This is a genomic window from Hydrogenophaga sp. (assembly GCF_051858985.1).
Lineage (GTDB): Bacteria > Pseudomonadota > Gammaproteobacteria > Burkholderiales > Burkholderiaceae_C > Hydrogenophaga.
Window position 1 is genome coordinate 473,576 of sequence record NZ_JBHYGM010000002.1, and the last position, 23,626, is coordinate 497,201.

Annotated in this window: 22 protein-coding genes; 20 read left to right on the plus strand and 2 right to left on the minus strand. The window is 64.4% G+C overall.

Features of this window, described 5'->3' with window-relative positions:
* Nucleotides 1-26: 26 nt before the first annotated feature.
* The 3 genes from rnr to ACTIEY_RS08700 are packed head-to-tail and all read left to right on the plus strand — an operon-like array spanning nt 27 to nt 3,850.
* Complete coding sequence (gene rnr / locus ACTIEY_RS08690; protein ID WP_439518713.1) at nt 27-2,318, plus strand: ribonuclease R; 2,292 nt, start codon at nt 27-29, stop codon at nt 2,316-2,318.
* 20 nt (nt 2,319-2,338) lie between these two features.
* Nucleotides 2,339-3,241: a gamma-glutamyl-gamma-aminobutyrate hydrolase family protein gene (locus tag ACTIEY_RS08695; protein WP_439518714.1), complete on the plus strand. Its 903-nt coding sequence runs from the start codon at nt 2,339-2,341 to the stop codon at nt 3,239-3,241.
* 57 nt (nt 3,242-3,298) lie between these two features.
* Entirely contained in the window at nt 3,299-3,850 is a 552-nt protein-coding gene (locus ACTIEY_RS08700) for a YggT family protein (RefSeq protein ID WP_439518715.1), read from the plus strand.
* 8 nt (nt 3,851-3,858) lie between these two features.
* Here the strand turns inward: ACTIEY_RS08700 and ACTIEY_RS08705 are convergent, their stop codons facing one another.
* Entirely contained in the window at nt 3,859-5,436 is a 1,578-nt protein-coding gene (locus ACTIEY_RS08705) for an NAD(P)H-hydrate dehydratase (protein ID WP_439518716.1), read from the minus strand.
* An 86-nt stretch (nt 5,437-5,522) separates the two neighbouring features.
* Nucleotides 5,523-6,794 carry an FAD-dependent oxidoreductase gene (locus ACTIEY_RS08710; protein ID WP_439518717.1) on the minus strand — a complete coding sequence of 424 codons (1,272 nt, stop codon included), beginning with the start codon at nt 6,792-6,794 and terminating at the stop codon, nt 5,523-5,525.
* Between the two features lie 326 nt (nt 6,795-7,120).
* On the opposite strand from ACTIEY_RS08710, the gene rpsB reads away from it, so the two are divergent.
* The 17 genes from rpsB to carA all read left to right on the plus strand — a co-directional run bounded on the left by rpsB (nt 7,121) and on the right by carA (nt 23,622).
* A complete protein-coding gene (gene rpsB / locus ACTIEY_RS08715; protein WP_439518718.1) occupies nt 7,121-7,876 on the plus strand; it encodes a 30S ribosomal protein S2 in 756 nt (251 codons plus the stop codon).
* Between the two features lie 111 nt (nt 7,877-7,987).
* Nucleotides 7,988-8,875: a translation elongation factor Ts gene (tsf, locus tag ACTIEY_RS08720; RefSeq protein WP_439518719.1), complete on the plus strand. Its 888-nt coding sequence runs from the start codon at nt 7,988-7,990 to the stop codon at nt 8,873-8,875.
* 146 nt (nt 8,876-9,021) lie between these two features.
* The gene (pyrH, locus tag ACTIEY_RS08725; protein WP_439518720.1) at nt 9,022-9,732 is read left to right on the plus strand and encodes a UMP kinase; all 711 of its coding nucleotides are present in this window, start codon (nt 9,022-9,024) and stop codon (nt 9,730-9,732) included.
* 43 nt (nt 9,733-9,775) lie between these two features.
* A complete protein-coding gene (gene frr, locus ACTIEY_RS08730) occupies nt 9,776-10,336 on the plus strand; it encodes a ribosome recycling factor (protein WP_439518721.1) in 561 nt (186 codons plus the stop codon).
* A gap of 31 nt (nt 10,337-10,367) precedes the next feature.
* A complete protein-coding gene (uppS, locus tag ACTIEY_RS08735; RefSeq protein WP_439518722.1) occupies nt 10,368-11,138 on the plus strand; it encodes a polyprenyl diphosphate synthase in 771 nt (256 codons plus the stop codon).
* The gene (locus ACTIEY_RS08740; protein WP_439518723.1) at nt 11,131-11,952 is read left to right on the plus strand and encodes a phosphatidate cytidylyltransferase; all 822 of its coding nucleotides are present in this window, start codon (nt 11,131-11,133) and stop codon (nt 11,950-11,952) included. Before uppS ends, ACTIEY_RS08740 begins: the two co-directional genes overlap by 8 nt.
* Nucleotides 11,953-11,956: 4 nt before the next feature.
* Nucleotides 11,957-13,141: a 1-deoxy-D-xylulose-5-phosphate reductoisomerase gene (gene ispC, locus ACTIEY_RS08745; RefSeq protein ID WP_439518724.1), complete on the plus strand. Its 1,185-nt coding sequence runs from the start codon at nt 11,957-11,959 to the stop codon at nt 13,139-13,141.
* A gap of 46 nt (nt 13,142-13,187) precedes the next feature.
* On the plus strand, nt 13,188-14,552 hold the full coding sequence (rseP, locus tag ACTIEY_RS08750) for an RIP metalloprotease RseP (protein WP_439518725.1): 1,365 nt from the start codon (nt 13,188-13,190) through the stop codon (nt 14,550-14,552).
* 13 nt (nt 14,553-14,565) lie between these two features.
* Nucleotides 14,566-16,890: an outer membrane protein assembly factor BamA gene (gene bamA / locus ACTIEY_RS08755; protein ID WP_439518726.1), complete on the plus strand. Its 2,325-nt coding sequence runs from the start codon at nt 14,566-14,568 to the stop codon at nt 16,888-16,890.
* Between the two features lie 11 nt (nt 16,891-16,901).
* Nucleotides 16,902-17,408: an OmpH family outer membrane protein gene (locus tag ACTIEY_RS08760; RefSeq protein WP_439518727.1), complete on the plus strand. Its 507-nt coding sequence runs from the start codon at nt 16,902-16,904 to the stop codon at nt 17,406-17,408.
* An 11-nt stretch (nt 17,409-17,419) separates the two neighbouring features.
* Nucleotides 17,420-18,472: a UDP-3-O-(3-hydroxymyristoyl)glucosamine N-acyltransferase gene (gene lpxD / locus ACTIEY_RS08765; protein ID WP_439518728.1), complete on the plus strand. Its 1,053-nt coding sequence runs from the start codon at nt 17,420-17,422 to the stop codon at nt 18,470-18,472.
* Nucleotides 18,469-18,909, plus strand: a complete 441-nt coding sequence (fabZ, locus tag ACTIEY_RS08770) for a 3-hydroxyacyl-ACP dehydratase FabZ (RefSeq protein ID WP_439518729.1) — start codon at nt 18,469-18,471, stop codon at nt 18,907-18,909. The genes lpxD and fabZ overlap by 4 nt, the downstream gene beginning before the upstream one ends.
* A gap of 19 nt (nt 18,910-18,928) precedes the next feature.
* Entirely contained in the window at nt 18,929-19,723 is a 795-nt protein-coding gene (gene lpxA, locus ACTIEY_RS08775) for an acyl-ACP--UDP-N-acetylglucosamine O-acyltransferase (protein WP_439518730.1), read from the plus strand.
* Nucleotides 19,720-20,871, plus strand: a complete 1,152-nt coding sequence (gene lpxB, locus ACTIEY_RS08780) for a lipid-A-disaccharide synthase (protein ID WP_439518731.1) — start codon at nt 19,720-19,722, stop codon at nt 20,869-20,871. Before lpxA ends, lpxB begins: the two co-directional genes overlap by 4 nt.
* On the plus strand, nt 20,843-21,490 hold the full coding sequence (gene rnhB, locus ACTIEY_RS08785) for a ribonuclease HII (protein ID WP_439518732.1): 648 nt from the start codon (nt 20,843-20,845) through the stop codon (nt 21,488-21,490). The genes lpxB and rnhB overlap by 29 nt, the downstream gene beginning before the upstream one ends.
* Nucleotides 21,487-22,290 (plus strand): TrmH family RNA methyltransferase, encoded by an 804-nt coding sequence (locus ACTIEY_RS08790; RefSeq protein WP_439518733.1) that lies wholly within the window; start codon nt 21,487-21,489, stop codon nt 22,288-22,290. Before rnhB ends, ACTIEY_RS08790 begins: the two co-directional genes overlap by 4 nt.
* A gap of 165 nt (nt 22,291-22,455) precedes the next feature.
* On the plus strand, nt 22,456-23,622 hold the full coding sequence (carA, locus tag ACTIEY_RS08795; protein WP_439518734.1) for a glutamine-hydrolyzing carbamoyl-phosphate synthase small subunit: 1,167 nt from the start codon (nt 22,456-22,458) through the stop codon (nt 23,620-23,622).
* Nucleotides 23,623-23,626 lie beyond the last annotated feature (4 nt).

The following is a 23,626-nucleotide window of genomic DNA, read 5'->3' on the forward strand; positions in this document are numbered from 1 at the left end:
AAAACCGAAATTATAGCAGAGTAAAAGTGAACGAAAAAAGCAGCCTGTTGGCCGAATACGAAGGTGTTGTCTCCGGTCATCGCGACGGACATGGTTTTGTGATCCGCGACGATGGCCAGGCCGATATCTATCTCCCGTCCAACGAAATGCGGGCGGTTTTGCACAAGGATCGCGTCAAGGCGCGCATTGTTCGCATGGACCGCAAGGGCCGGCCCGAAGGCCGCGTGACGGAGATCGTCGAACGCTCTGACTCCCCCATCATCGGGCGTCTTTTGCAAGAAAGTGGCGTGTGGCTCGTCGCACCCGAAGACAAGCGCTACGGCCAGGACGTGTTGATTCCCAAGGGCGCCACCGGTTCGGCCAAGCCCGGCCAGGTGGTGGTCGTCGAACTCACCGAGCCGCCGGCGCTGTACGGCCAGCCGGTCGGGCGTGTGAAGGAGGTGCTGGGAGAGATCGACGACCCCGGCATGGAGATCGAGATTGCGGTGCGCAAGTACGGCGTGCCGCATGAATTTTCTGATGCGGCCCTGGCACAGGCCCGCGCATTGCCGGATCACGTGCGCGCTGCCGATCACAAGCACCGGGTGGATCTGCGTGACGTGCCGCTGGTCACCATCGACGGGGAAGACGCGCGCGATTTCGACGACGCGGTGTACTGCGAGCCCGCCAAGGTGGGCAAAGGCAAAGGCTGGCGGTTGCTCGTGGCCATTGCCGACGTGAGTCACTATGTGGAGACCGGCTCGCCGATCGACGTGGATGCCTATGACCGCGCGACCTCGGTGTATTTCCCCCGGCGCGTCATTCCCATGTTGCCGGAGAAGCTCTCCAACGGCCTGTGCTCGCTCAATCCGGGCGTGGAACGGTTGTGCATGGTGTGCGACATGCTGGTCAACGCCAAGGGCGAAGTGCATGCCTACCAGTTCTATCCGGCGGTGATGTTCAGCCACGCTCGTTTCACGTACACCGAAGTGGCGGCCATCCTGCAGAACACCCGCGGCCCGGAGGCCGCGCAGCGCAAGGCCCTGGTGCCCTACCTTCTCAATCTGCACGACGTCTACGGTGCCTTGCTGGCGGCACGGGGTGAGCGTGGGGCGGTGGATTTCGAGACCACCGAGACGCAGATCGTTTGCGATGAATCGGGCCGCATCGAGAAAATCATTCCTCGCACTCGCAACGACGCTCACAAGGTGATCGAAGAAGCCATGCTGGCGGCCAATGTGTGCTCCGCCGACTTCATCAGCGAGGGCAAGCACACGGGCCTGTACCGCGTGCATGAGGGTCCGACGCCGGAGAAGCAGGAGATCCTGCGCAACTACCTCAAGGCGATGGGCGTTTCGCAGACCATCGGCGACAACCCCAAGCCGGCCGATTTCCAGCAGATCGCGCTGGCGACGAAGGATCGGCCAGAGGCTCAGCAGATCCACACCATGCTGTTGCGCTCCATGCAGCAGGCGATCTACACACCCATCAACAGCGGCCACTTCGGCCTGGCTTTCGAGGCCTACACGCACTTCACCAGCCCCATTCGACGCTACCCCGATCTGCTGGTGCACCGCGTGATCAAGGCCATCCTCGCGCGCAAGCGCTACGAGTTGCCAGTGCTGCCGACTCCAGGTGAGGCGCATGCCAAGCTGAGCAAGCGCCTGGCCAGCCGTGCCAGGCCGCTGGCGGTGGGCGAGGTGGTGAAGAAGCCGTCGGTGGATACATTGGCCTGGCAGGCCGCAGGCCTGCACTGCAGCGCCAATGAGCGGCGTGCCGATGAAGCCAGCCGTGACGTGGAGGCCTGGCTCAAATGCAAGTACATGCGCGAACACCTCGGCGAGGAATTTAGCGGCGTGGTGAGTTCCGTCACGAGCTTCGGGCTGTTCGTGACGCTGGATGCGATGTATGTGGAAGGGCTGGTTCACATCACCGAGCTGGGTGGCGAGTACTTCCGGTTCGATGAAGCGCGCCAGGAGTTGCGCGGGGAACGCACGGGCATTCGATACGCGCTGGGTACGCGCGTCCAGGTGCAGGTCAGTCGCGTGGACCTCGATGGCCGGCGCATCGACTTTCGTCTGGTCAGTGGCGATGATGAGCTCCTGTTGCGCGCCATGCGCGACAAGACCGGTCAAACCGGGCCGGCAGAAGGCGCTGCGCCTTCAGGTCGCAACGACAAGGCTCGACGTGGCCGCGATGGCAACGCGTCCAGTCGCAGAGGCGCAGCGCCTGCGCCGGTGCAGGAAGTGAAGGCGGCGGTGCGCAAGGCCGCCGGCAAGAAAACCGATCGGGGTGGCGCGCGCAGTGCGGCCAGCAAATCGCGCAAGAGCCGTCGCTGAAGCAGCAGGACGAGTCGAGCATGCCCGATCGAGCAATTTCCACCTCTTCACGACGCAAGCTGCCCGCGGTCCCCACCGAGCGTCCCTTGCGCATCGGCGTTTCGGCGCGCCTGCTGCATTCGGTCCCTCAAGAGCTGGGTTTCCGCAACAAGATCCTGCAGTACATCGAACAATCGCTGGCGCACTGGATCATGGAGCACGGCGCCGTGGCCTTCATGGTGCCGGCCGTTGCCCACGACAGCAAGCACGCGGCACGGCACCTCAAGGTCGAGCACGTGGTCCAGGAGCTCGACGCGCTGGTGCTGCAGGGCGGCGCTGATGTGGCGCCTCAGACCTACGGTCAGACGCCGATCGATCCGCGCTGGCAGGGCGACGTGGTGCGAGATCGGTACGAGCTGGCCTTGCTCAGGACCTTCGTTGCGCAAAAGAAGCCGGTGCTGGGCGTGTGCCGTGGTGCTCAGTTGCTCAACGTGGCTTTCGGCGGCACGCTGTACCAGGACATTGCCACGCAATGTCCCGCCGCGCATCCCCACGTGGAAACCGACCTGTACGACCAGTACGAACACGACGTCACGTTCCTGCAAGGTACCGCATTGACCCGCCTGTATCCCAACGCTTCCCAGTTGCGAGTGACCAGCATCCATCATCAGGCGGTGGCCGAGATCGGCAAGGGCATGGTGGTGGAGGCGGTCTCCACGCTGGACGGCATGGTGGAGGCGATTCGCTGGACGGGCGACTCCTACGCGCGTGGTGTTCAGTGGCACCCGGAGTTCCACCATGAGCGTGATGCGCTGGCGGACAGTTCGCCGATCATGCTGGACTTTCTGGAGGCTTCGCGGGCGGCCGCGCTCCAGCGCCTGGCCGACGGGCGCGAGCCCGACCCCCGCCTGCCACTGGCGCCCCTGCGGCTCTCTGGCGACTGAGTCGTACCGACGGCGGGCCTACACTTCGCTTCCCCCACGGCAGAGAAACGTTCACGCATGCGCATCGTCTTCTTCCTCCTAGAAACCCTGTTCTTCTTTCTGGTGGCTGCCGCCTTGTTGCGCGCGTGGATGAACCAGTTGCGCATCCACATGTCGGCACAGCCCGGTCGGTTCGCCATTGCGTTGACCGACTGGCTGGTGGCGCCGGTGCGCCGCATCCTCCCGCGCGCACTGGCCCAGAGTCGCGTTGACTGGGGCAGCCTCATCGCGGCGCTTCTACTGGCGCTGATGTATGGCGTTGCCTGGCTGGTGCTGGCCAGCAGTGTGTCGGAAGGCTTGTTCAGCTTGGAGGCATCGCTGTTCACGGTCGTTCAGATGGCGCTCCGGCTGCTGGTGCGAACCCTCCTGCAGGGCCTCATGGTCCTTTTGCTGGGTTACGCCATCCTGTCGTGGGTCCAGCCGCAGTCGCCCGTCATGGCCACGCTGGAGCGGCTGTGCGGGCCGATCCTGCGGCCGGTGCGGCGTGTGATTCCCCAGATTGGCGGCGTGGACCTTTCCGTGCTGGTCCTCATCATCCTGTTGCAGGTCGGGCTGATGCTTCTGGGTTGATCCCCGTTTCAAGCCAAGGGCTGCACGCTCGCAGCCAGGCCGCCGGCCGTCAAGGTTGAGCCTGGAGGCCAGTGATCGGCCAGCCAACCATGCTGAAAGATTGCCGCTGCCACGCTGCGCAGCGCGCCGCTTCCCTCACCGGGGCGCGCGAGCGCCGCTCCCAGTATGCCGGCCAGCACGTCCCCGGTCCCCGCCGTTGCCAGAGCGGCATTGCCCGTGGGGTTGATCCAGGGTAGTTCGCCTGGGGCCGCCAGCACTGTTCCAGAACCCTTGAGAACGCACCACACGCGGAATTCATCGGCCAGCTTCTGCGCCGCACCAATCCGGTCGGCCATCACACTGTGCGTGTCACTCCCCAACAGGCGCGCGGCTTCCAGCGGATGCGGCGTGATGACGGTCGTCCAGCCACGAGCCTGCCGCTGACGGAGCAGGGGCCAGAGTCCGGCGTCTGCCGCGATCGCATTGAGCGCGTCGGCATCGAGCACCAGACGCGTGGCGCCGGACAGCACCTGGGGCAATACGCCTGCCACGCTTCGCCCACCGCCGCATCCGCAGACCACGCAACCCTGGCGCAGCACGTCGCGCTCCAGAAGCCTTTCAGGCCGGCGAAACATCAGTTCCGGGCTGACCGGGTCCCAGGTCAATTCAACTTCGCCGGGCGCATGCAGCAGTCCGACGAAGATGCGGCCTGCGCCCGCATGCAGCGCGGCTCTTGCAGCGAGCACCGCCGCGCCGGTCATGCCTGCACCGTCCACGCCGATGCCTTGTCCGCCCAGGACCAGCACGTCGCCGAAGCTGCCTTTGTGGCTTGCGTGCGACCTCGCGGCGGTTCCCCCGGCCGGCATGGGATGCCCCGCAAGCCAGGCCCTCACGGGCACTTCAGCAGAAGGCGCCACACCAAGCTCGTCGAGCCAGACCCGCCCGGCGCTGTCCCGTCCTTGAGCCGTAAAGAGACCAGGTTTGAGTGTGAGCAACGACAGCGTGTGCCTCAGACCGCGCGCAGAACCCACGCCCGTGACCGCAGAGCCGTGCAACGCCCCCGTGTCGGCGTCGAGGCCGCTGGGCACGTCCACGCAAAGTACCGGGCTCGAGGTGTCGCGAAGTGCGCCAAGCCATTCGGCGATTTCACCCTCTAGAGTTCGCAAGGCGCCAATGCCGAACAGGGCATCGATGGCCAGGTCGAACGAGGCGGGTGGCTGAGACGCGAAGGCCACGCCGGCTTCACGCGCACCCTCCAGGGCAAGGTGAGCGTCGGCTGGCAGCCGTCTGTCGTCGGCGGGATTGCCCGTCCAGTGCGTGACCACAACCTGAACAGAAGTGCCGAGCTGCTGCGACCAGCGATGCAGGTGCGCGGCGGCCACGAGCCCGTCGCCGCCGTTGTTCCCGGGTCCGCAGGCCACCCAGATGACCCTTGCGTGCGGTGCCAGCGCACGGGCCAGTCGGGCCACAGAAAAGCCCGAGCGCGACATCAGGGCATGGGGAGGCAGACTTTCCTGCGCCCGTTGTTCGATGCGGCGAGTGCCCTGAACGTCGTAGAGCGCCTCTGGCCGTGCTGCGTCGACCGGCCTCACTCCTGAAGCGGTCACGCTGGATGTTTGCGAACTCGAAGGAGCAGTCACGACATACCCGGAAGAAACAACTTCCATTTCATCACGGGCGGGTCGCCCGTGCTTCAGAGGCCGAATCGCTGTGGCGAGAAGCCGACGAGGTTCACATCGGGTTCGCGGCCCTGCAGGCGATCGGCGAGGGCACGAGCGCTTCCGCAGGCGGCGGACCACCCGCTGGCGCCGTGGCCCAGGTTGAGCCAGAGGCCGGGAACGCGTGTCGGCCCGATCAGGGCCAGCCCATCGGGAAGACACGCTTGGGCACCTTGCCATTCCTGGATGCTGCCGCGAGGCCCACCCAGCCGCACTGCGCCTGGGAACCAGTCGTCCAGCGCCTGGTACAGCCGGGCCAGCGACGGTTTGGACATCTGCCCCGGGGTCGAGCCGAACTCGTGGCCGCCGGCCACCCGCACGCGCTGCCCCAACCGGGCGATCGATATTCCGCTGCGTGCGTCCAGCACGGCCGACAGCGGTGCGTCCAGCGGTTCGCGGACCGCTGCGCTGAGGGAGTGACCATGCACGGCCCTCAGCGGCAGGCGCAATCCCAAGGGCTGCAGCAGCGTTGTGCTGAACTCACCTGCGCAAACCACCACGGCGTCAAACTTCTCGGTCTGCGGGCCGGCGCCAGCTTCGTGGGTGATGTCCACATGGCCGTCCGAGCGAGGCGTCATGGAAACTGCCCGTGAGTCGAATTCGAACCGACAACCCTGTGCCTGGGCCGCTGCGCGCAGCAGGAGCGCAAATTCGCGGCAGTTCGCAACGCCTTCACCGCCAAGTTCGACGGCGCCATGCAAAGGGGTATCTGCACTCAGCGCGGGTTCCAGGGCGCGCACCTGAGCCGAGTCCAGCTGCTTGAATGCGATGCCGCTTTCCCGAAGAAGCGCCAGGGTGGGCTGCGCCAGTTCGGCGTCGCGTGCGTCACGCCACAACACCAGCATGCCCTGGCTGCGGTCGTGATCGAGCTCCAGTTCGTTGGTGATCGATTGTTGCCTCTGCTGGCTGTAGCGCAACAATTGGTGAAGGTGGCCTTGCGCCAGAACCGCCCGATCGCCCTGGCCGGCTTGTCTCCATTGCCACAGCCAGGGCCATTCGCGAAACCCCGGCAGGCCAGCCAGCCGCAGTCCGTCTCCCCGGCCGTTGGCCCAGGGCATGCGGATGTGCGCCTGAGTGCCTGTCCAGTCGGACGTCCAGCCTGGAGAAACCAGGGCCCCAGTGGCAAAGCTGGCTTCCTCGGCGATCGTGCTCCGACGTTCGAACACCTTCACCTCGTGACCATCGAGCGTGAGTTCGTACGCGGTGGTGGTGCCCGCCACACCCGCACCCACTACAGCGAGCTTCAAGACAGGCCCCGTGCGGTCAGCAACGGCAAACGTCCGGGTGGTGCGGGGAGAGGGTCGGGCTCGGGTTCTGTGTCGAGATCGAGGGAGTCGGAGGGCGGGAGGTTGGGCATGAAGCGGGGACGCAGGTGACCTTGAGGCCAGACGGGCTGCTATAATCGACAGGCTTTGCCAATGGCAGGCCAGGACAGGGTGTCCTTGCCGCATCGGTCAAAGCGAAATCGCAAACCAGCCCAACCGGGTGTTGCCCGCCGCGAACGAACCTTCAAGGTTCCAAGTTGCTGGCGATCGGGGCTGGATTTTAGACTCAACCTCTGGAAAGTTACCTCATGCCTATCTCCATGCGCGAAATGCTGGAAGCCGGTGTCCATTTCGGTCACCAAACCCGCTTCTGGAACCCCAAGATGGCGCCGTACATCTTCGGCCATCGCAACAAGATCCACATCGTCAACCTCGAAAAGACGCTGCCTCTTTTCGAAGACGCTGCCAAATTCGTTCGCCAGCTCTCTGCCAACCGCGGCACCATCCTGATGGTCGGCACCAAACGCCAGTCTCGCGATATCGTTGCGCAGGAAGCCCGCCGCGCCGGCGTGCCTTTCGTCGACCAGCGTTGGCTCGGTGGCATGCTGACCAACTTCAAGACCGTCAAGACCTCGATCAAGCGTCTGAAGGACATGCAGGCCCAGAAGGAAGCCGGTCTGGAGAGCATGACCAAGAAAGAGCAGCTGATGTTCGCCCGCGAGATGGAAAAGCTCGAAAAGGACATCGGTGGCATCCAGGACATGACCGCGCTGCCGGACGCCATCTTCATCATCGACGTGGGTTTCCACAAGATTGCGGTGCTCGAAGCACAGAAGCTGGGCATTCCGCTGGTGGGTGTGGTCGACACCAACCACTCGCCCGTCGGCATTGACTACGTGATCCCCGGCAACGACGACTCGGCCCGCGCCGTGGCGCTCTATGCCCGCGGCATTGCCGACGCAATCCTCGAAGGCCGCAGCAACGCGGTGAACGATGTCGTGAAGGCCGTGGCTGCCGAAGGTTCCGACGAGTTCGTGGAAGTCAAGGAAGACGCTTCCGCCTGAGCACGCCTCCCCCATGAAAGAGGGGCTCGTGTAGCCCCTTTTTCACAAGGCAACCGAATCATTGACCCGTCCGCGCCGCCTTGAGAGGGCGCGGCCCAAGGAGAAACAAGAATGGCAATTACCGCAAGCATGGTGGCTGAACTGCGCGCCAAGACCGATGCACCGATGATGGAATGCAAGAAGGCGCTGACCGAGGCCGATGGCGACATGGCCAAGGCCGAAGAATTGCTGCGCGTCAAGCTGGGCACCAAGGCCGGCAAGGCCGCCAGCCGCGTGACGGCCGAAGGTGTCGTCGCCAGCTTCATTGAAGGCACCACCGGTGCGTTGATCGAAGTCAACTGTGAAACCGACTTTGTCACCAAGAACGACAGCTTCCTGTCGCTCGCCAATGCCGCAGCGAAGCTCGTGGCACAGAACGACCCCGCCAACGTGGAGGCCCTTGGTGCTCTGCCCTACAGCCAGGACGGTTTCGGCCCCACGCTGGAAGAGGTGCGCAAGGGCCTGATTGGCAAGATCGGCGAGAACATGAGCTTTCGCCGCTTCAAGCGTTACAGCGGCGGTGGCAAAGTCACGGGTTACCTGCACGGCACGCGCATCGGCGTACTGGTGGAGTTCGACGGGCAGGAGACCCCGGCCAAGGACACGGCTATGCACATCGCAGCCATGAAGCCCGTCGCGCTGACCAGCGCTGACGTGCCTGCGGACCTGATCGAGAAAGAGCGTTCGGTGGCGACCGCCAAGGCCGCCGAATCGGGCAAGCCTGCCGACATCGCCGCCAAGATGATCGAAGGATCGGTGCAGAAGTACCTCAAGGAAGTCTCGCTGTTCAACCAGCCCTTCGTGAAGAACGACAAGCAGACCGTGGAGCAGATGCTCAAGGCCGCCGGCACCACCGTCAAGGCGTTCACGCTGTACGTGGTGGGTGAAGGCATCGAGAAGAAGGTCGACGACTTTGCTGCCGAAGTGGCGGCGCAGGTCGCGGCGGCCAAGGGCGCCTGAGCCTGAGGCGGTTGCACGAAACAACGGGCCGCGAGGCCCGTTGTGCCGTGTGGGTCTCTTTTACACTCTGACGCCGCAGACCAGACCGGGGTCCTCGCTACACTTGCCGGTTGAGCCCTTGTCTTCCGAATTTTGAAAGTCGCCGCATGCCAGCCTACAAACGGATTCTGCTGAAACTGTCGGGAGAGGCCCTCATGGGCGACGACGCTTTCGGCATCAACCGGGCCACCATTGTTCGCATGGTGGAGGAAATTGCCGAGGTCACCCGCCTGGGCGTGCAGGTGGCCATCGTCATCGGCGGCGGCAACATCTTCCGCGGTGTGGCGGGCGGTTCGGTGGGGATGGACCGCGCCACCGCTGACTACATGGGCATGCTGGCCACGGTGATGAACTCACTGGCCCTGGCAGACACCATGGACAAGGCCGGTCTGGTGGCCCGCGTGATGTCTGCCATTGCCATCGAGCAGGTGGTCGAACCCTACGTGCGCCCCAAGGCCCTGCAGTATCTGGAGGAGGGCAAGGTGGTGGTGTTCGCGGCAGGCACCGGCAATCCGTTCTTCACCACCGACACAGCAGCCGCCCTGCGCGGCGCGGAAATTGGCGCAGAGATCGTTCTCAAGGCGACCAAGGTCGATGGCGTCTACAGCGCCGACCCGAACAAGGACCCCAGCGCAACCCGCTACACCACCATCTCTTTCGACGAAGCCATGAGCAAGAACCTGCAGGTGATGGATGCCACCGCGTTTGCGCTGTGCCGCGACCAGAAGTTGCCCGTCAAGGTGTTCTCGATCTTCAAGCCCGGTGCGCTGCGCAAGGTGGTCATGGGCGGCGACGAGGGCACGCTGGTTCACGTCTGATGGCGTTCTTCCGTTTTCTTATTCGCCGCTTCGAGGAGTATTCATGAGCACCGACGACATCCGAAAGACCGCCGAGCACAAGATGCTTCAATCGGTGGAAGCGTTGAAGAGTGGGCTGTCCAAAGTGCGCACCGGCCGTCCCAATCCGGCGTTGCTCGACACCGTGCATGTCGATTACTACGGCTCCATGCTGCCCCTCTCGCAAGTCGCCAACCTGACCTTGCTGGATGCCCGAACCATTGGCGTGGCTCCATGGGAGAAGGGCATGGGCGCAAAGATCGAAAAGGCCATTCGCGAGTCGGACCTCGGGCTCAATCCATCCAGCCAGGGCGATCTCATCCGCGTTCCCATGCCGCCCATGACCGAAGAGAGGCGCAAGGAACTGACCAAGGTGGTTCGAGGTGATGGCGAAGCCGCCAAGATTGCGATCCGCAACCTCCGTCGTGATGCCAACGAGGCCGTGAAACGCCTCGTGAAGGACAAGCTGGCTTCCGAGGACGACGACCGTCGCTCACAGGAAGACATCCAGAAGCTCACCGACCGCATGATTTCGGAAGTCGACCGCCTCGTCGCATCCAAGGAACAGGACATCATGGCGGTCTGACGCGTCACTTCGTCACACCCCCATGCGCCCGATGTCAAACACCGATACGCCACGCAGCCATCCGCAAGGTGTGCAGCCCGCGCACATCGCCATCGTGATGGATGGCAACGGTCGCTGGGCGCAAAAGCGTTGGTTGCCCCGCGTGGCGGGGCACAAGCAAGGCGTCGACGCCCTGCGGCGCGTGGTCAAGGCCTGCATTGAGCGGGCTGTGCCGGTGCTCTCGGTGTTTGCGTTCTCGTCCGAGAACTGGAACCGCCCGGTGGAAGAGGTGTCCGGTCTCATGGATCTGCTCGTGATGGCACTCTCACGTGAAGTACCCAGCCTTCGCGAGAACGGTGTGCGGCTGCATTTCCCGGGCGATCGGTCCGGCCTCTCCGCACGCGTCGTGCAGGGTCTCGAGGCCGCCGAACGGGACACGGCGCACAACCGCGTGCTGGTGCTAAACGTGTGCTTCAACTACGGTGGTCGCTGGGATGTGACCCAGGCCGCGCGACGACTGGTGCAGCAGGGGCGAGAAATCACCGAAGAGAACCTGTCCAGTGCCATGGCGCTGGCGCATGTGGGCGACCCGGATCTGCTGATCCGCACCGGCGGTGAACTGCGCATCAGCAATTTCCTCCTGTGGCAGTCCGCCTACACCGAACTGGTGTTCACCGAGTGTCTCTGGCCCGATTTCGACGCTGCCGAACTGGACCGGGCCATGGCCGAGTTTGCCCGCCGCGAGCGCCGCTTCGGGCAGACCGCAGAACAGCGGGCAGAAATCGAAGTTCAGGTGGTGGCCGCAGGCCAGCAGCATGCTTAAGCAGCGCGTCATCACGGCCTTGCTGCTGTTGGCGGTTCTCCTCCCGGCGCTCTTTTATCCCTCCATTGAGCCGTTTGCGGGGCTCACCCTGTTGCTGATCGTGGCGGGCAGTTGGGAGTGGGCGCGCCTGAACGGGTGCGGTCCCAGGGCATCGCTCGCGATCGGGGCAGGCATGGGTGGCTTGATGGCGCTGTTCTGGTTGGGCGGCGGTCTCGCCATGTCCTTGCGCCCGCTTTGGCTCCTGGTGGGCGCGCTCTGGGTCTTGCTCGCGGTGGCGATGCTGGCTCGCGGCGTGGCTGGCTGGAGCGCCTGGCCTGGGTTTCTGCGACTGTGGGGTGGGCTGTTCCTGATGGCGTGTGCGTGGCTGGCGCTGGTGCAGGCGCGCATGGTGGGGTTGGGCTTTCTGCTCTCGGTTCTTCTGCTGGTCTGGATGGCCGATATTGCGGCTTACTTTGGCGGGAAGTCGTTCGGGCGGCGAAAACTGGCACCTGCCATCAGCCCTGGCAAGAGCTGGGAAGGCGCCATCAGTGGTCTGGTCGGCGTGATGCTTCTCGCCGGCGTCTGGCTCTGGGTCGACGGCCAGGGCGAGAGCCTCTATGCACGCCTCTGGGCCTTGGGGCCGGTCCTGGCGGTTCTCTCGCTCGTGTTCCTGAGTGCCATGAGCGTGGTGGGGGATCTGGTGGAATCGCTGGTCAAGCGCAGTGCCGGCGTCAAGGACTCCAGTGCCCTGCTGCCTGGCCATGGCGGCGTTCTCGACCGGGTCGATGCGCTCTTGCCGGTGTTGCCGCTGGCCATGATGCTCATCACAATCTGACCCCATGACACGTTCGCAAGCCGTCACCATCCTGGGCTCGACGGGCTCCATCGGCACCAGCACGCTCGATGTGATGGCGCGCCACCCCGAACGGTATTCGGTCTTCGCACTCACCGCGGCCACTCAGGTCGACGCCTTGCTGGCGCAGTGCAGGCGCTTTTCGCCAAGCTACGCCGTCATGGCGAGCCCTGTGCACGCGCAGCTGCTTTCGAAGCGCGTGCAGGAAGAAGGGCTGGCGGTGCAGGTGCTTTCTGGTCCGCAGTCGCTCTGCGATGTGGCCACCGACCCTGCGGTGGACGCCGTGATGGCCGCCATCGTGGGGGCTGCTGGCCTGGCGCCCAGCCTGGCCGCTGCCCGAGCTGGCAAGAAGGTGCTGCTGGCCAACAAGGAAGCCCTGGTGGTGGGCGGCGACCTGTTCATGCAGGCGGTGAAGGAGGGCGGGGCCACGCTGTTGCCGATCGACAGTGAACATTCCGCGGTGTTCCAGTCGCTTCCCGAAGACCCCGGTACATGGACGCGCCGGGTGGAGAAGATCGTGCTCACCGCGTCGGGCGGGCCATTCAGGACCCGCGATCCTCAGACCCTGGCGGACGTCACGCCCCAGGAGGCTTGCGCACACCCCAACTGGGTGATGGGGCGCAAGATCTCTGTGGATTCGGCCACCATGATGAACAAGGCCCTCGAGGTCATTGAGGCCAGCTACCTGTTCGGGCTTCCCGGTTCCAGGATCGAGGTCGTCATCCATCCGCAGAGCGTGATCCATTCGATGGTGCAGTACCACGACCGCTCGGTGGTCGCGCAACTGGGCACCCCTGACATGCGCGGACCGATCGCCTATGGTCTTTCGTGGCCGGAGCGCATTGAATCGGGCGCCGCGGCGCTGGACTTTGCCGCGCTGGGTGCCCTGAGCTTCGAGAAGCCCGACGACCGGCGGTTTCCCGGATTGCGCCTGGCCTGGCAGGCGCTGGACGGTCCAACCGGCACCACCGCCGTGCTCAACGCCGCCAACGAGGTGGCCGTGGCCGCGTTCCTGGAGGGGCGTTTGCGCTTCGACCAGATCCATGTCATCAACGATGCAACTTTGCAGGCCCTGGCACCCTCAAAGCCCGGGCATCTGGCGGATCTGTTGGCCATTGACGAAGAATCGCGCTGCCTGGCTCAAGCTCAGGTCGAGCGGCTGGCCCACTGAACGTCCTTTGCGTGCATCGGCCTGAAATTCCACAACCCCATTCCCCATGCTCACAATCGTTGCTTTCGTGGTGGCTCTGGGACTTCTGATTGCGGTCCATGAGTACGGCCACTACCGCGTGGCCGTGGCCTGCGGCGTCAAGGTCCTGCGCTTTTCCATCGGCTTCGGCAAGCCGTTGATGAGCTGGCGCAGGAAGGGCAGCCCGACGGAGTTCGTGGTCTGTGCATTGCCGCTGGGTGGCTATGTGCGAATGCTCGACGAGCGCGAGGCGCCCGTGGACGCCTCGGAACGACATCTGGCGTTCAACACCCAGCCCTTGCGCTCGCGAGCGGCCATTGTGGCTGCCGGTCCGGCGGCCAACCTGTTGCTTGCGGTTCTCCTGTATGCCGTGGTCAACTGGACCGGGGTCGAGGAGCCCAAGCCGGTGCTGTCGGCACCCCTGGCCGGCTCTGTGGCGGAGCGCGCGGGCATCAAGGGGGGCGACTGGGTCGTGCAGATCGCTGCCACCGGAGACCAGGCGGAGGAAGTCCAGTCATTCGAGGAACTGCGTTGGCACCTCACACAGGCCGCTCTCTCCAGTGAAGACGTGACGCTGTGGGTCAGTCCGCGCGAAGGCGCTGGCGCTCGCCCCGTGGTGCTGCCTCTGAGTCAACTCGACGTGCGAGAAGCCGATGCCTCGCTGTTCCAGCGCATCGGGATCACCGCCCCATGGAGCGCGCCCGTGGTCGGCGAGGTCATGGAAGGTGGTGCGGCGGCGGCCGCTGGTCTGCAATCGGGCGATCTCGTGCGCAGCGTGGACGATGCGCCGGTATCCGACGGGCAAAGTCTGAGGACCCTGATTCGGGCCGGGGTGGGGCCGGAAGGACAGCCCAGGGAGCAGCGCTGGACGGTGGAGCGCGGTGCGCAGCGGATGGTCCTGATGGTCAAACCCGAACCACTGCAGCAGGATGGCGCCTGGATCGGGCGCGTCGGCGCCTACATCGGGGCAGCGCCGGAGATGACCACCGTCAGCCACGGGCTCGTGGACAGTGTGATCCAGGGCGTGGTGCGCACATGGGAAGTGTCCTGGCTCACGCTCAAGATGATGGGACGGATGATCATCGGTGAGGCATCGGTGAAGAACCTCAGCGGCCCGCTCACGATCGCGGACTATGCTGGCAAGTCCGCCAGCCTGGGCATTACCTCTTACCTTCTGTTTCTGGCGCTCATCAGCGTCAGTCTGGGGGTGCTGAACCTGCTCCCGTTACCCGTCTTGGATGGGGGGCACCTGATGTATTATCTTTGGGAGGGTGTGACCGGTCGCAGCGTCTCCGAAGTCTGGATGGAACGCCTGCAGCGCGGGGGTGTCGTGGTCCTCATGGCACTCATGTCCGTCGCCTTGTTCAATGATGTGGTCCGCCTGGCGGGCTGAACGCTTTCTCTCCATGAAAACAAAATTCTCCGGTCTTCGCGGCCTGACGCTCTCAGCGCTCGCGGTGTCCCTGCTTTCGGCCTTGCCTGCGTGGGCCGTCGACCCCTTCACCTTGCGCGACATCCGTGTCGAAGGCCTGCAACGCGTGGAGCCTGGCACGGTGTTCGCCTCGCTGCCCTTCCGCATCGGCGATCTGTACAACGACGACAAAGGCTCCACCGCCATCCGCGCGCTGTTCGGCCTGGGTTTGTTCAGCGACGTGCGCCTGCAGGTGAACGGTGATGTGCTGGTGGTGATCGTCGAGGAACGGCCCACGGTGGCCGATGTGGGCTTCTCCGGTATCAAGGAATTCGATGCCGAGGTGCTGAAGAAGGCATTGCGCGACATCGGTCTGGCCGAAGGCCGCCCGTTCGACAAGGCGCTGGCCGATCGCGCGGAGCAGGAGCTCAAACGCCAGTACATCAACCGCAGCATGTACGCCGCAGAGGTCGTGACCACCGTGACGCCCGGCGAGCGCAACCGGGTCAACCTGAACTTCAGCGTGGTGGAAGGTGAAGTTGCCAAGATCAACGAGATCCGAATTGTCGGCAACAAGGCCTTTTCGGAGTCGACGCTGCGCGGCCTTTTCGATCTGGACACAGGCAGCTGGCTGAGCTGGTACACCAAGTCGGATCGCTACTCACGCGCCAAGCTCAATGCCGACATCGAGACCCTGCGCTCCTATTACCTGACGCGTGGTTACCTGGAGTTCCGCATCGATTCGACCCAGGTCGCGATCTCGCCGGACAAGCAGGACATGTCCATCACCCTCAACATCACCGAAGGCGACCGGTATGTGGTGAAGTCGGTGGCGCTGGAAGGCGAATACCTGGGCAAGCAGGAAGAATTCAAATCGCTCGTGACGCTTCGCGCTGGCGAGGCCTACAACGCCGAGGATGTTTCGGCGACGGTCAAGGCCTTCACCGACTACTTCGGCACCTTTGGCTACGCGTTCGCGCAGGTCGAAGCCACGCCCGACATCGATCGCGTGAACAAGCAGGTGGCTTTTGTGCTGCGCGCGCAGCCTGCGCGTCGTGTGTACGTTCGTCGCATCAATGTCGAAGGCAACAACCGCACACGCGATGAAGTCGTGCGGCGAGAGTTCAGGCAGTTCGAATCGGCCTGGTACGACAGCGATCGCATCCGCCTCTCTCGCGACCGGGTGGACCGTCTGGGGTTCTTTACCGAGGTGGGGATCGACACCCAGCCTGTGCCCGGCACGCCCGACCAGGTGGACCTGACGATCACCGTGGCTGAAAAGCCCACCGGCAACATTTCGCTGGGTGCGGGTTACTCGCAGGCGGAGCAGATTTCGCTCATCGCCGGCATCCGGCAGGAGAACGTGTTCGGGTCGGGCAACTACCTCGGCGTGGACGTCAACACCAGCCGGTTCAACCGCCAGATCGTTCTCAGCACGGTGGACCCATATTTCACAACCGACGGGATCTCTCGAGCTTTCGACGCCTACTACAAGACGACAACGCCTTACACGCAACAGGGTGGCGATTACCGCCTGATCACGCCTGGCGTGAGCGTGAAGTTCGGCGTGCCGTTCAGCGAGCAGGACACAGTGTTCTTCGGCATCGGTGTGGAGCAGACGCGCATCGAACCCGGCACGGGTCTGCCCCAGGCCTACCAGACTTACTCGAACACCTTTGGCGACAGCAGCACATCGCTCCCGCTCACGATCGGCTGGTCGCGTGACGGTCGTGACAGCGCGCTGGTGCCCACCGAGGGCCGCCTGCAGAAAATCAATACCGAACTGGGCGTCGCTGGCGACACGCGCTACGTCAAGGCCAACTACCAGGTTCAGCAGTACTTTGCCCTCACCAAGCAATACACACTCGCCTTCAACGCAGAACTGGGGTACGGCAAAGGTCTTGGCGGTCGCCCGTATCCGCTGTTCAAGAACTTCTACGGTGGCGGCCTGGGCTCGGTGCGAGGCTTTGACCAGGGCACCCTTGGCCCGACCTCACCGATTCTTTCGGGTCTTTCTGCAGGCCAGCAGGTCAACATCGGTGGCAACCGCAGCATCGCGCTCAATGCCGAGTTCATCACGCCATTCCCCGGTGCTGGCAACGACCGCACGCTGCGCATGTTCGGCTTCTTTGACGTCGGCAATGTGCTTGGTGAGAACGACACGCGCCCCAATGCACGAGACATGCGGGCTTCTGTGGGTATCGGCGTGAGCTGGATCTCACCGATTGGCCCGCTTCGCTTCGCCCTTGCGAACCCCATTCGCAAATTCCCAGGCGATAGAATCCAGAAATTCCAGTTTCAGATCGGAACCTCCTTTTGATGAAGACTTTCATGCTAGCCCGCAACTCGCTGCTTTCGCTGGTGCTGGGCGCGGCGTTGATCACGACGCCAGCCATCGCGCAAGACACCAAGATCGGCGCTGTCAATGTCGAGAAGATCCTGCGCGAATCCAACACGGCCAAGGCGGTATCGGCCAAGCTCGAGCAGGAATTCTCCAAACGCGAACGTGAACTGCGTGGCTCTGCCGACACCTTCCGTTCTGCCATCGAGAAATTCGAGAAGGAAGGCCCGACCATGCCTGAGGGGCAGCGCACCGCTCGGCAACGCCAGCTTTCCGAGCAGGAGCGTGACCTCCAGCGCCGACAGCGCGATTTCCAAGAAGAGCTGAACCTTCGTCGCAATGAAGCTCTGCAACAGGTGATCGAGAAGCTCAACCGCATCGTCCGCCAGATCGCAGAAGCAGACAAGTACGACCTGATCGTCTCCGAGGCCTACTACATCAATCCCCGGGTGGACATCACCGACAAGGTCATGTCCACGCTCGACAGCGCCAAGTAAGGGCCGCCACCGTGGCCGTGCTGCTTGGCGAGATCGTGCAGGCGCTCGGTGGCACCTTGCTCGGCTCACCTGCCCAGCCTGTTCAGAGGTTGGCGCCCCTGGGCTCTGCGGAGTCCGACGAACTTTCGTTCATTTCGCACGCCCGCTACGCCGGGCAACTGGACACGACGCGAGCCGGTGCGCTGATCGCACCGCCTTCGCTCCAGGTGGCCGCGCAGGCGCGCGGAGCCTGCATCGTCACCGACGACCCCTATCTTTACTTCGCCCGACTGACCCAATGGTGGAAGCAGCGTCACGCGCCAGTGCAGCCAGCGCGTGTGGATTCCCTGGCCAGCTTGCATTCCACGGCGCGAATCGGGCGAGACGTCGACGTGGGCCCCTTTGCCGTGATCGGTCCCCAGGCCGAGATTGGCGATGGCGCCCGGGTGGGAGCGCATTCGGTGTTGGGGCTGGGTGCGCGTGTGGGCGCGGGCAGCGTTCTGCACTCGCGCGTGAACCTGGGCGACGGTTGCTCCGTGGGTGAGCGTTGCATCCTTCATCCGGGGGTCGTCGTTGGTGCGGATGGCTTCGGCTTTGCACCGCACGAGGGTGGGTGGATCAAGATCGAGCAGCTGGGTGCCGTGCGCATCGGAAACGATGTGGAGATCGGCGCCAACACCTGCATCGACCGAGGCGCACTGGACGACACGGTGATCGAAGACGGGGTGAAGCTCGACAACCTGATCCAGATCGGGCACAACGTGCGGGTCGGCGCGCACACCGCCATGGCCGGCTGCGTCGGTGTGGCAGGCAGTGCAGATATCGGCGCCCATTGCACCATTGGTGGTGGTGCCGTCGTGCTGGGTCATTTGCGACTGGTTGACGGCGTGCACGTCTCCGCCGCCTCGGTGGTCACGCGTTCGTTGCTCAAGCCCGGGCACTACACCGGCATGTTTCCCATCGACGACAATGCGGCCTGGGAAAAGAACGCTGCATCCCTCAAGCAGCTCAACCGCCTTCGCGAGCGCATCAAGGCGCTCGAACAGGCGACCGCAAACGCCAGACCACCTTCTTCCAAGCCATGATGGACATTCACCAGATTCTCAAACAGCTTCCCCACCGCTATCCCTTTCTGTTGGTGGACCGGGTGCTGGAGTTGGAAAAAGGCAAGCGCATCAAGGCCCTGAAGAACGTCACCATCAATGAACCCTTTTTCGTGGGGCACTTTCCGCACCGTCCGGTGATGCCGGGTGTCTTGATGCTCGAAGCCATGGCCCAGGCCGCGGCCTTGCTGGCGTTCGACACGGTGGGTGTCACGCCGGATGACAAGACGGTGTACTACTTCGCCGGCATCGACGGTGCGCGCTTCAAGCGCCCGGTGGAGCCCGGAGACCAGCTCGTGATGGATGTGACGCTGGACCGCATGAAAGCCGGCATCTTCAAGTTCAAGGGCGTCACGCGCGTGGGCGAAGAGGTGGCCTGCGAAGCCGAATTGATGTGCACCATGCGCACCATCGCCTGATGTGGCAAAAGGGCGCCCTGTGTCTCTGATCCATGCCACCGCGCTGGTGGACCCGGCCGCCGAACTCGACAGTTCGGTCGGCGTCGGGCCTTACACCGTGATCGGCCCGCACGTGAAGGTGGACGCGGGCACCACCATCGGCGCGCATTGCGTGATCGAGGGCCACACGACCATCGGTCGCGACAATCGCATCTTCCAGTTCAACTCGCTGGGCGCCATTCCGCAGGACAAGAAATACGCAGGCGAACCGTGCGAGCTTGTCATCGGCAACGGCAATACCATCCGCGAGTTCTGCACGTTCAATATCGGCTCACCGGGCGACCGCGCCGTCACCAGCGTGGGTGATGACAACTGGATCATGGCGTACGTGCACCTGGCGCACGACTGCCAGGTGGGCAACCACACCATCTTTGCCAACAATTCACAGCTCGCAGGCCATGTGGTGGTCGACGACTGGGTGATCCTGGGTGGCTTCACCGTGGTGCACCAGTTCGTGCGCATCGGCGCGCATGCCATGACCGCCATGTGCTCGCTGCTGTTCGCCGACCTGCCGCCCTTCGTGATGTGCCAGGGGCAGCCCGCGCAAGCACGTTCCATGAATTTCGAAGGCCTGCGCCGCCGAGGGTTTTCGCCCGAGCGGATTTCGGCGGTGAAAGCCATGCACAAGGCGCTGTACCGCGACGACCTGAAGCTGGAGGTGGCGATGGAGCGCATTCGCGAGCTGGCGCAGAGAACGCCGGATGCCGAGCCGGATGTGGCGATGATGCTGGACTTCCTGGGCAAGGTTTCGCCTCAGCGCGGCATCGTGCGGTGAATGCGCCTGCGCCAAAACAGTTTGCGCTGGTGGCAGGCGAGACCTCGGGCGATCTGCTCGCGGGTTTGTTGCTCGGTGGCTTGCGTGAGCGCTGGCCGGACCTGAACTGCTTTGGCATTGGCGGGCCGCACATGGCCGCTCAAGATTTCGACGCCTGGTGGCCCAGCGAGAAGCTGGCGGTGCGCGGGTACGTGGAAGTGCTTCGCCATTACCGCGAAATCGTGGGAATTCGGGATCGACTCCGCCAGAGGTTGATGACCACCGATCGACCTGATCTGTTCATTGGCGTGGACGCACCCGATTTCAACCTCGACCTTGAAGCCGCCCTGAAGGGCAAAGGTGTTCGCACCGTGCATTTCGTCTGTCCTTCCGTTTGGGCGTGGAGGGCCGAACGGGTGGAGAAAATCCGCCGCAGCGCTGACCACGTGCTGTGCATCTTTCCTTTCGAGCCCGAACTGCTCGCGCAGCACGGCATCGCATCCACCTACGTGGGCCACCCGCTGGCGAAGGTGATCCCGATGCAACCCGATCAAGCGTCTGCCCGATCCCGACTGGGCCTGCGTGCGGACGACGAGGTGGTTGCCATCCTGCCGGGCAGCAGGGCATCTGAAGTGCAGTACCTTGCCAGAACCTTCTTCGAGGCAGCGGCGATCATGAAGCGTGCCCGGCCTGGGCTTCGGTTCCTGGTGCCGGCGGTGCCAGCGTTGCGCGAACGCATTGAAGCGGCGGTGCGAGCCGCCGGCCTTGGCGAAGAAGTCCAGGTGCTGGCCGGGCAGTCGCACACCGCACTGGCCGCGTGTGACGTGACACTGATCGCCAGCGGCACGGCGACGCTCGAAGCCGCGCTGTTCAAGCGCCCCATGGTGATTGCCTACAACATGAACTGGCTGTCTTGGCAGATCATGAAGCGCAAGCAACTCCAACCCTGGGTGGGCCTGCCCAACATCCTCAGCGGCGAGTTCGTGGTGCCGGAGTACCTGCAGGACGCGGCCACTGCGCACGCGCTGTCTCAAGCGGTGCTGGACTGGCTGGACGCACCTGCGAGAATCCAGACCTTGCAGCAGCGTTTCGAAGCGCTGCACCACACCCTTCTTCGCGACACCGCCCGACTGGCCACCGATGCGATCGAAAAAGTTCTTCAAGGCTGAGCAGGCCTCGCTGCCCTGGGACGCGCCCGGTCTGCTGGCGGGCGTGGACGAAGCTGGCCGCGGACCGCTGGCAGGGCCTGTGGTGGCCGCCGCCGTCATCCTTGACGAGCGCCATCCGATCAAGGGCCTGGCCGATTCCAAGCAACTCACCGCACTGCGCCGCGAGCGGCTGTACGACGAAATCCGTGCCAAGGCGCTTTGCTGCAGTGTTTCGCATGCGACGGTGGAAGAAATTGACCAGCTCAACATCCTTCAGGCCACCATGCTGGCCATGCGGCGGGCTGTGCTGGGGCTGCGGCTGAAACCTGCGAAGGTGCTGGTGGACGGCAACCGCCTGCCATCGCTGGAAGTGCTCTGCGAAGCGATCGTGTCCGGCGACGCCCTGGTGCCCTCGATTTCCGCCGCCTCGATCCTGGCCAAGGTCACGCGCGACCGCATGCTGTGCGAACTGCACCTGCAGCATCCTCAGTATGGGTTCGACCGCCACAAGGGCTATTGCACCTTGGAGCATCTCCGGGCGCTGCAGGCCCACGGCGCGCTGGCGGTGCACCGTCGTTCGTTTGCACCGGTGGCGCGTGCCCTGGGCGTGCCCATGGCCGACGAGAGCGGCGCGCCTTGACCGCGCCGACCCCGATCACATCGCGGGACAACCCGTTGCTCAAACGCCTGCGTGTGCTGGCCCAGGACAGCACGGCGTACCGCAAGCAGCGACAAGTGTGGCTGGAGGGTGACCATCTCTGCCGTGCCCTGCTGGCGCGAGGGCACCGCCCCGCCACCGCCGTGTTCACCGAGACCTGCTGGACCCAGGCACCCCACGACCTGCGCGACGCGTCCGATCACATCGTGACCGTCCCCGACGCCCTCATGGCCGGTATCAGCGGACTGGAGTCGCCGGCGGGCGTGGGTTTCGTCTGGGATCTGCCCGCCGACGGTGGACTGGACACAGGCGCGGCGAGCGTGGTGCTCGACCGTTTGCAGGATGCCGGCAACGTCGGCTCCATCCTGCGCAGCGCCGCGGCGTTCGGCTTTGGTCAGGTGCTGGCACTCAAGGGCACGGCGGCCTTGTGGTCGCCCAAGGTCGTGCGCGCCGGCATGGGGGCGCATTTCGGACTGAACCTCGTGGAGGGCCTGGCGGTGGACGACCTGGCCGGCCTGGGTGTGCCTCTCATCTTGACCAGTTCGCACCAGGGGGATTGGCTGCACCGGGGATCGTTGCCCTGGCCCTGTGCCTGGGTGCTGGGCCACGAGGGGCAGGGCGTGAGCCAGGCGCTGGAGGCAAAGGCAGCGCAAACGGTCCGCATTGCCCAACCCGGGGGTGAGGAGTCGCTCAATGTGGCCGCAGCGGCGGCGATCTGCCTGCACGCCAGCGCCGTTGGACGCATTGCTGGCGGGGGTTTCGCACTGGGCGCCGGGCTATAATCCCACGGTTTACCCGCAATCGGCGCAAACCCTGCGCGCCCCGGCTTTTCACCCCAGGTTGTTGATCCGTTTCTGCCCCGGCACGGCTGGCGCAAGGCGGGTGCGAAGCCTGCGCGGCACCTGCCGCCGGCGCAAGGACGTTGCAGCCCCCATCTGGAGAATTCCGTGCTTCCCGTCCACTCGAAAGCCCTTCTCGCGCTCGCCGACGGCACGGTCTTTACAGGCATTTCCATTGGCGCCACCGGCCAGACCACCGGCGAGGTGGTGTTCAACACGGCGCTCACCGGTTACCAGGAAATCCTCACCGACCCGAGCTATTGCCAGCAGATCGTCACCCTGACGTATCCGCACATTGGCAACACCGGCATCAACGCCGAAGACGTCGAGGCCAGCCGCATCCATGCCGCCGGCCTGATCATCAAAGACCTGCCGCTGCTGGCCTCCAACTTCCGCAGCACCGAAACGCTCTCTCAATACCTGATCCGCGAAGGCACCGTGGCCATCGCTGAACTCGACACGCGTGCCCTCACGCGCCGCCTGCGCACGCATGGTGCGCAGAACGGCTGCATCGTGGCGCTCCCGGCGGGTGAGTCCATCACCGATGCGCACCGCGACCGCGCGCTGGCCGCCGCCAGGGCCGCACCGAACATGGCCGGGACCGATCTGGCCAAGGTGGTCTCTGCGGAAGCGCCGTACGCCTGGAGCCAGACCGAGTGGCAACTTGGCTTCGGCTACGGCGAGCAGATCGCACCACGGTTCCACGTGGTCGCCTACGACTTCGGCGTCAAGCACAACATCCTGCGCATGCTGGCACAGCGCGGCTGCAAGATCACCGTGGTGCCCGCACAGACGCCGGCGTCGGACGTGTTCAAGCTCAAGCCCAACGGCGTGTTTTTGTCCAATGGCCCGGGCGACCCGGAGCCTTGCGACTATGCCATCGAGGCCACCCGCGAAATCATTGAGAGCGGCGTGCCCACCTTCGGCATCTGCCTGGGACACCAGATCCTGGCGCTGGCCAGTGGCGCCAGGACCTTCAAGATGAAGTTCGGTCACCACGGTGCCAACCATCCGGTGAAAGACCTCGACAACGGCCGCGTGTCCATCACGAGCCAGAACCACGGGTTTGCCGTGGACGAGAAGTCGCTGCCAGCCACGCTGCGTCCCACGCACGTGAGCCTGTTCGACGGCACGCTCCAGGGCCTGGCCCGCACCGACCGGCCCGCGTTCTGCTTCCAGGGCCATCCCGAAGCTTCGCCCGGTCCGCACGACATTGGCTACCTGTTCGACCGGTTCATCGACCTGATGCAGGCCCGCGTGCCTGTCGCTGCCTGAGGCC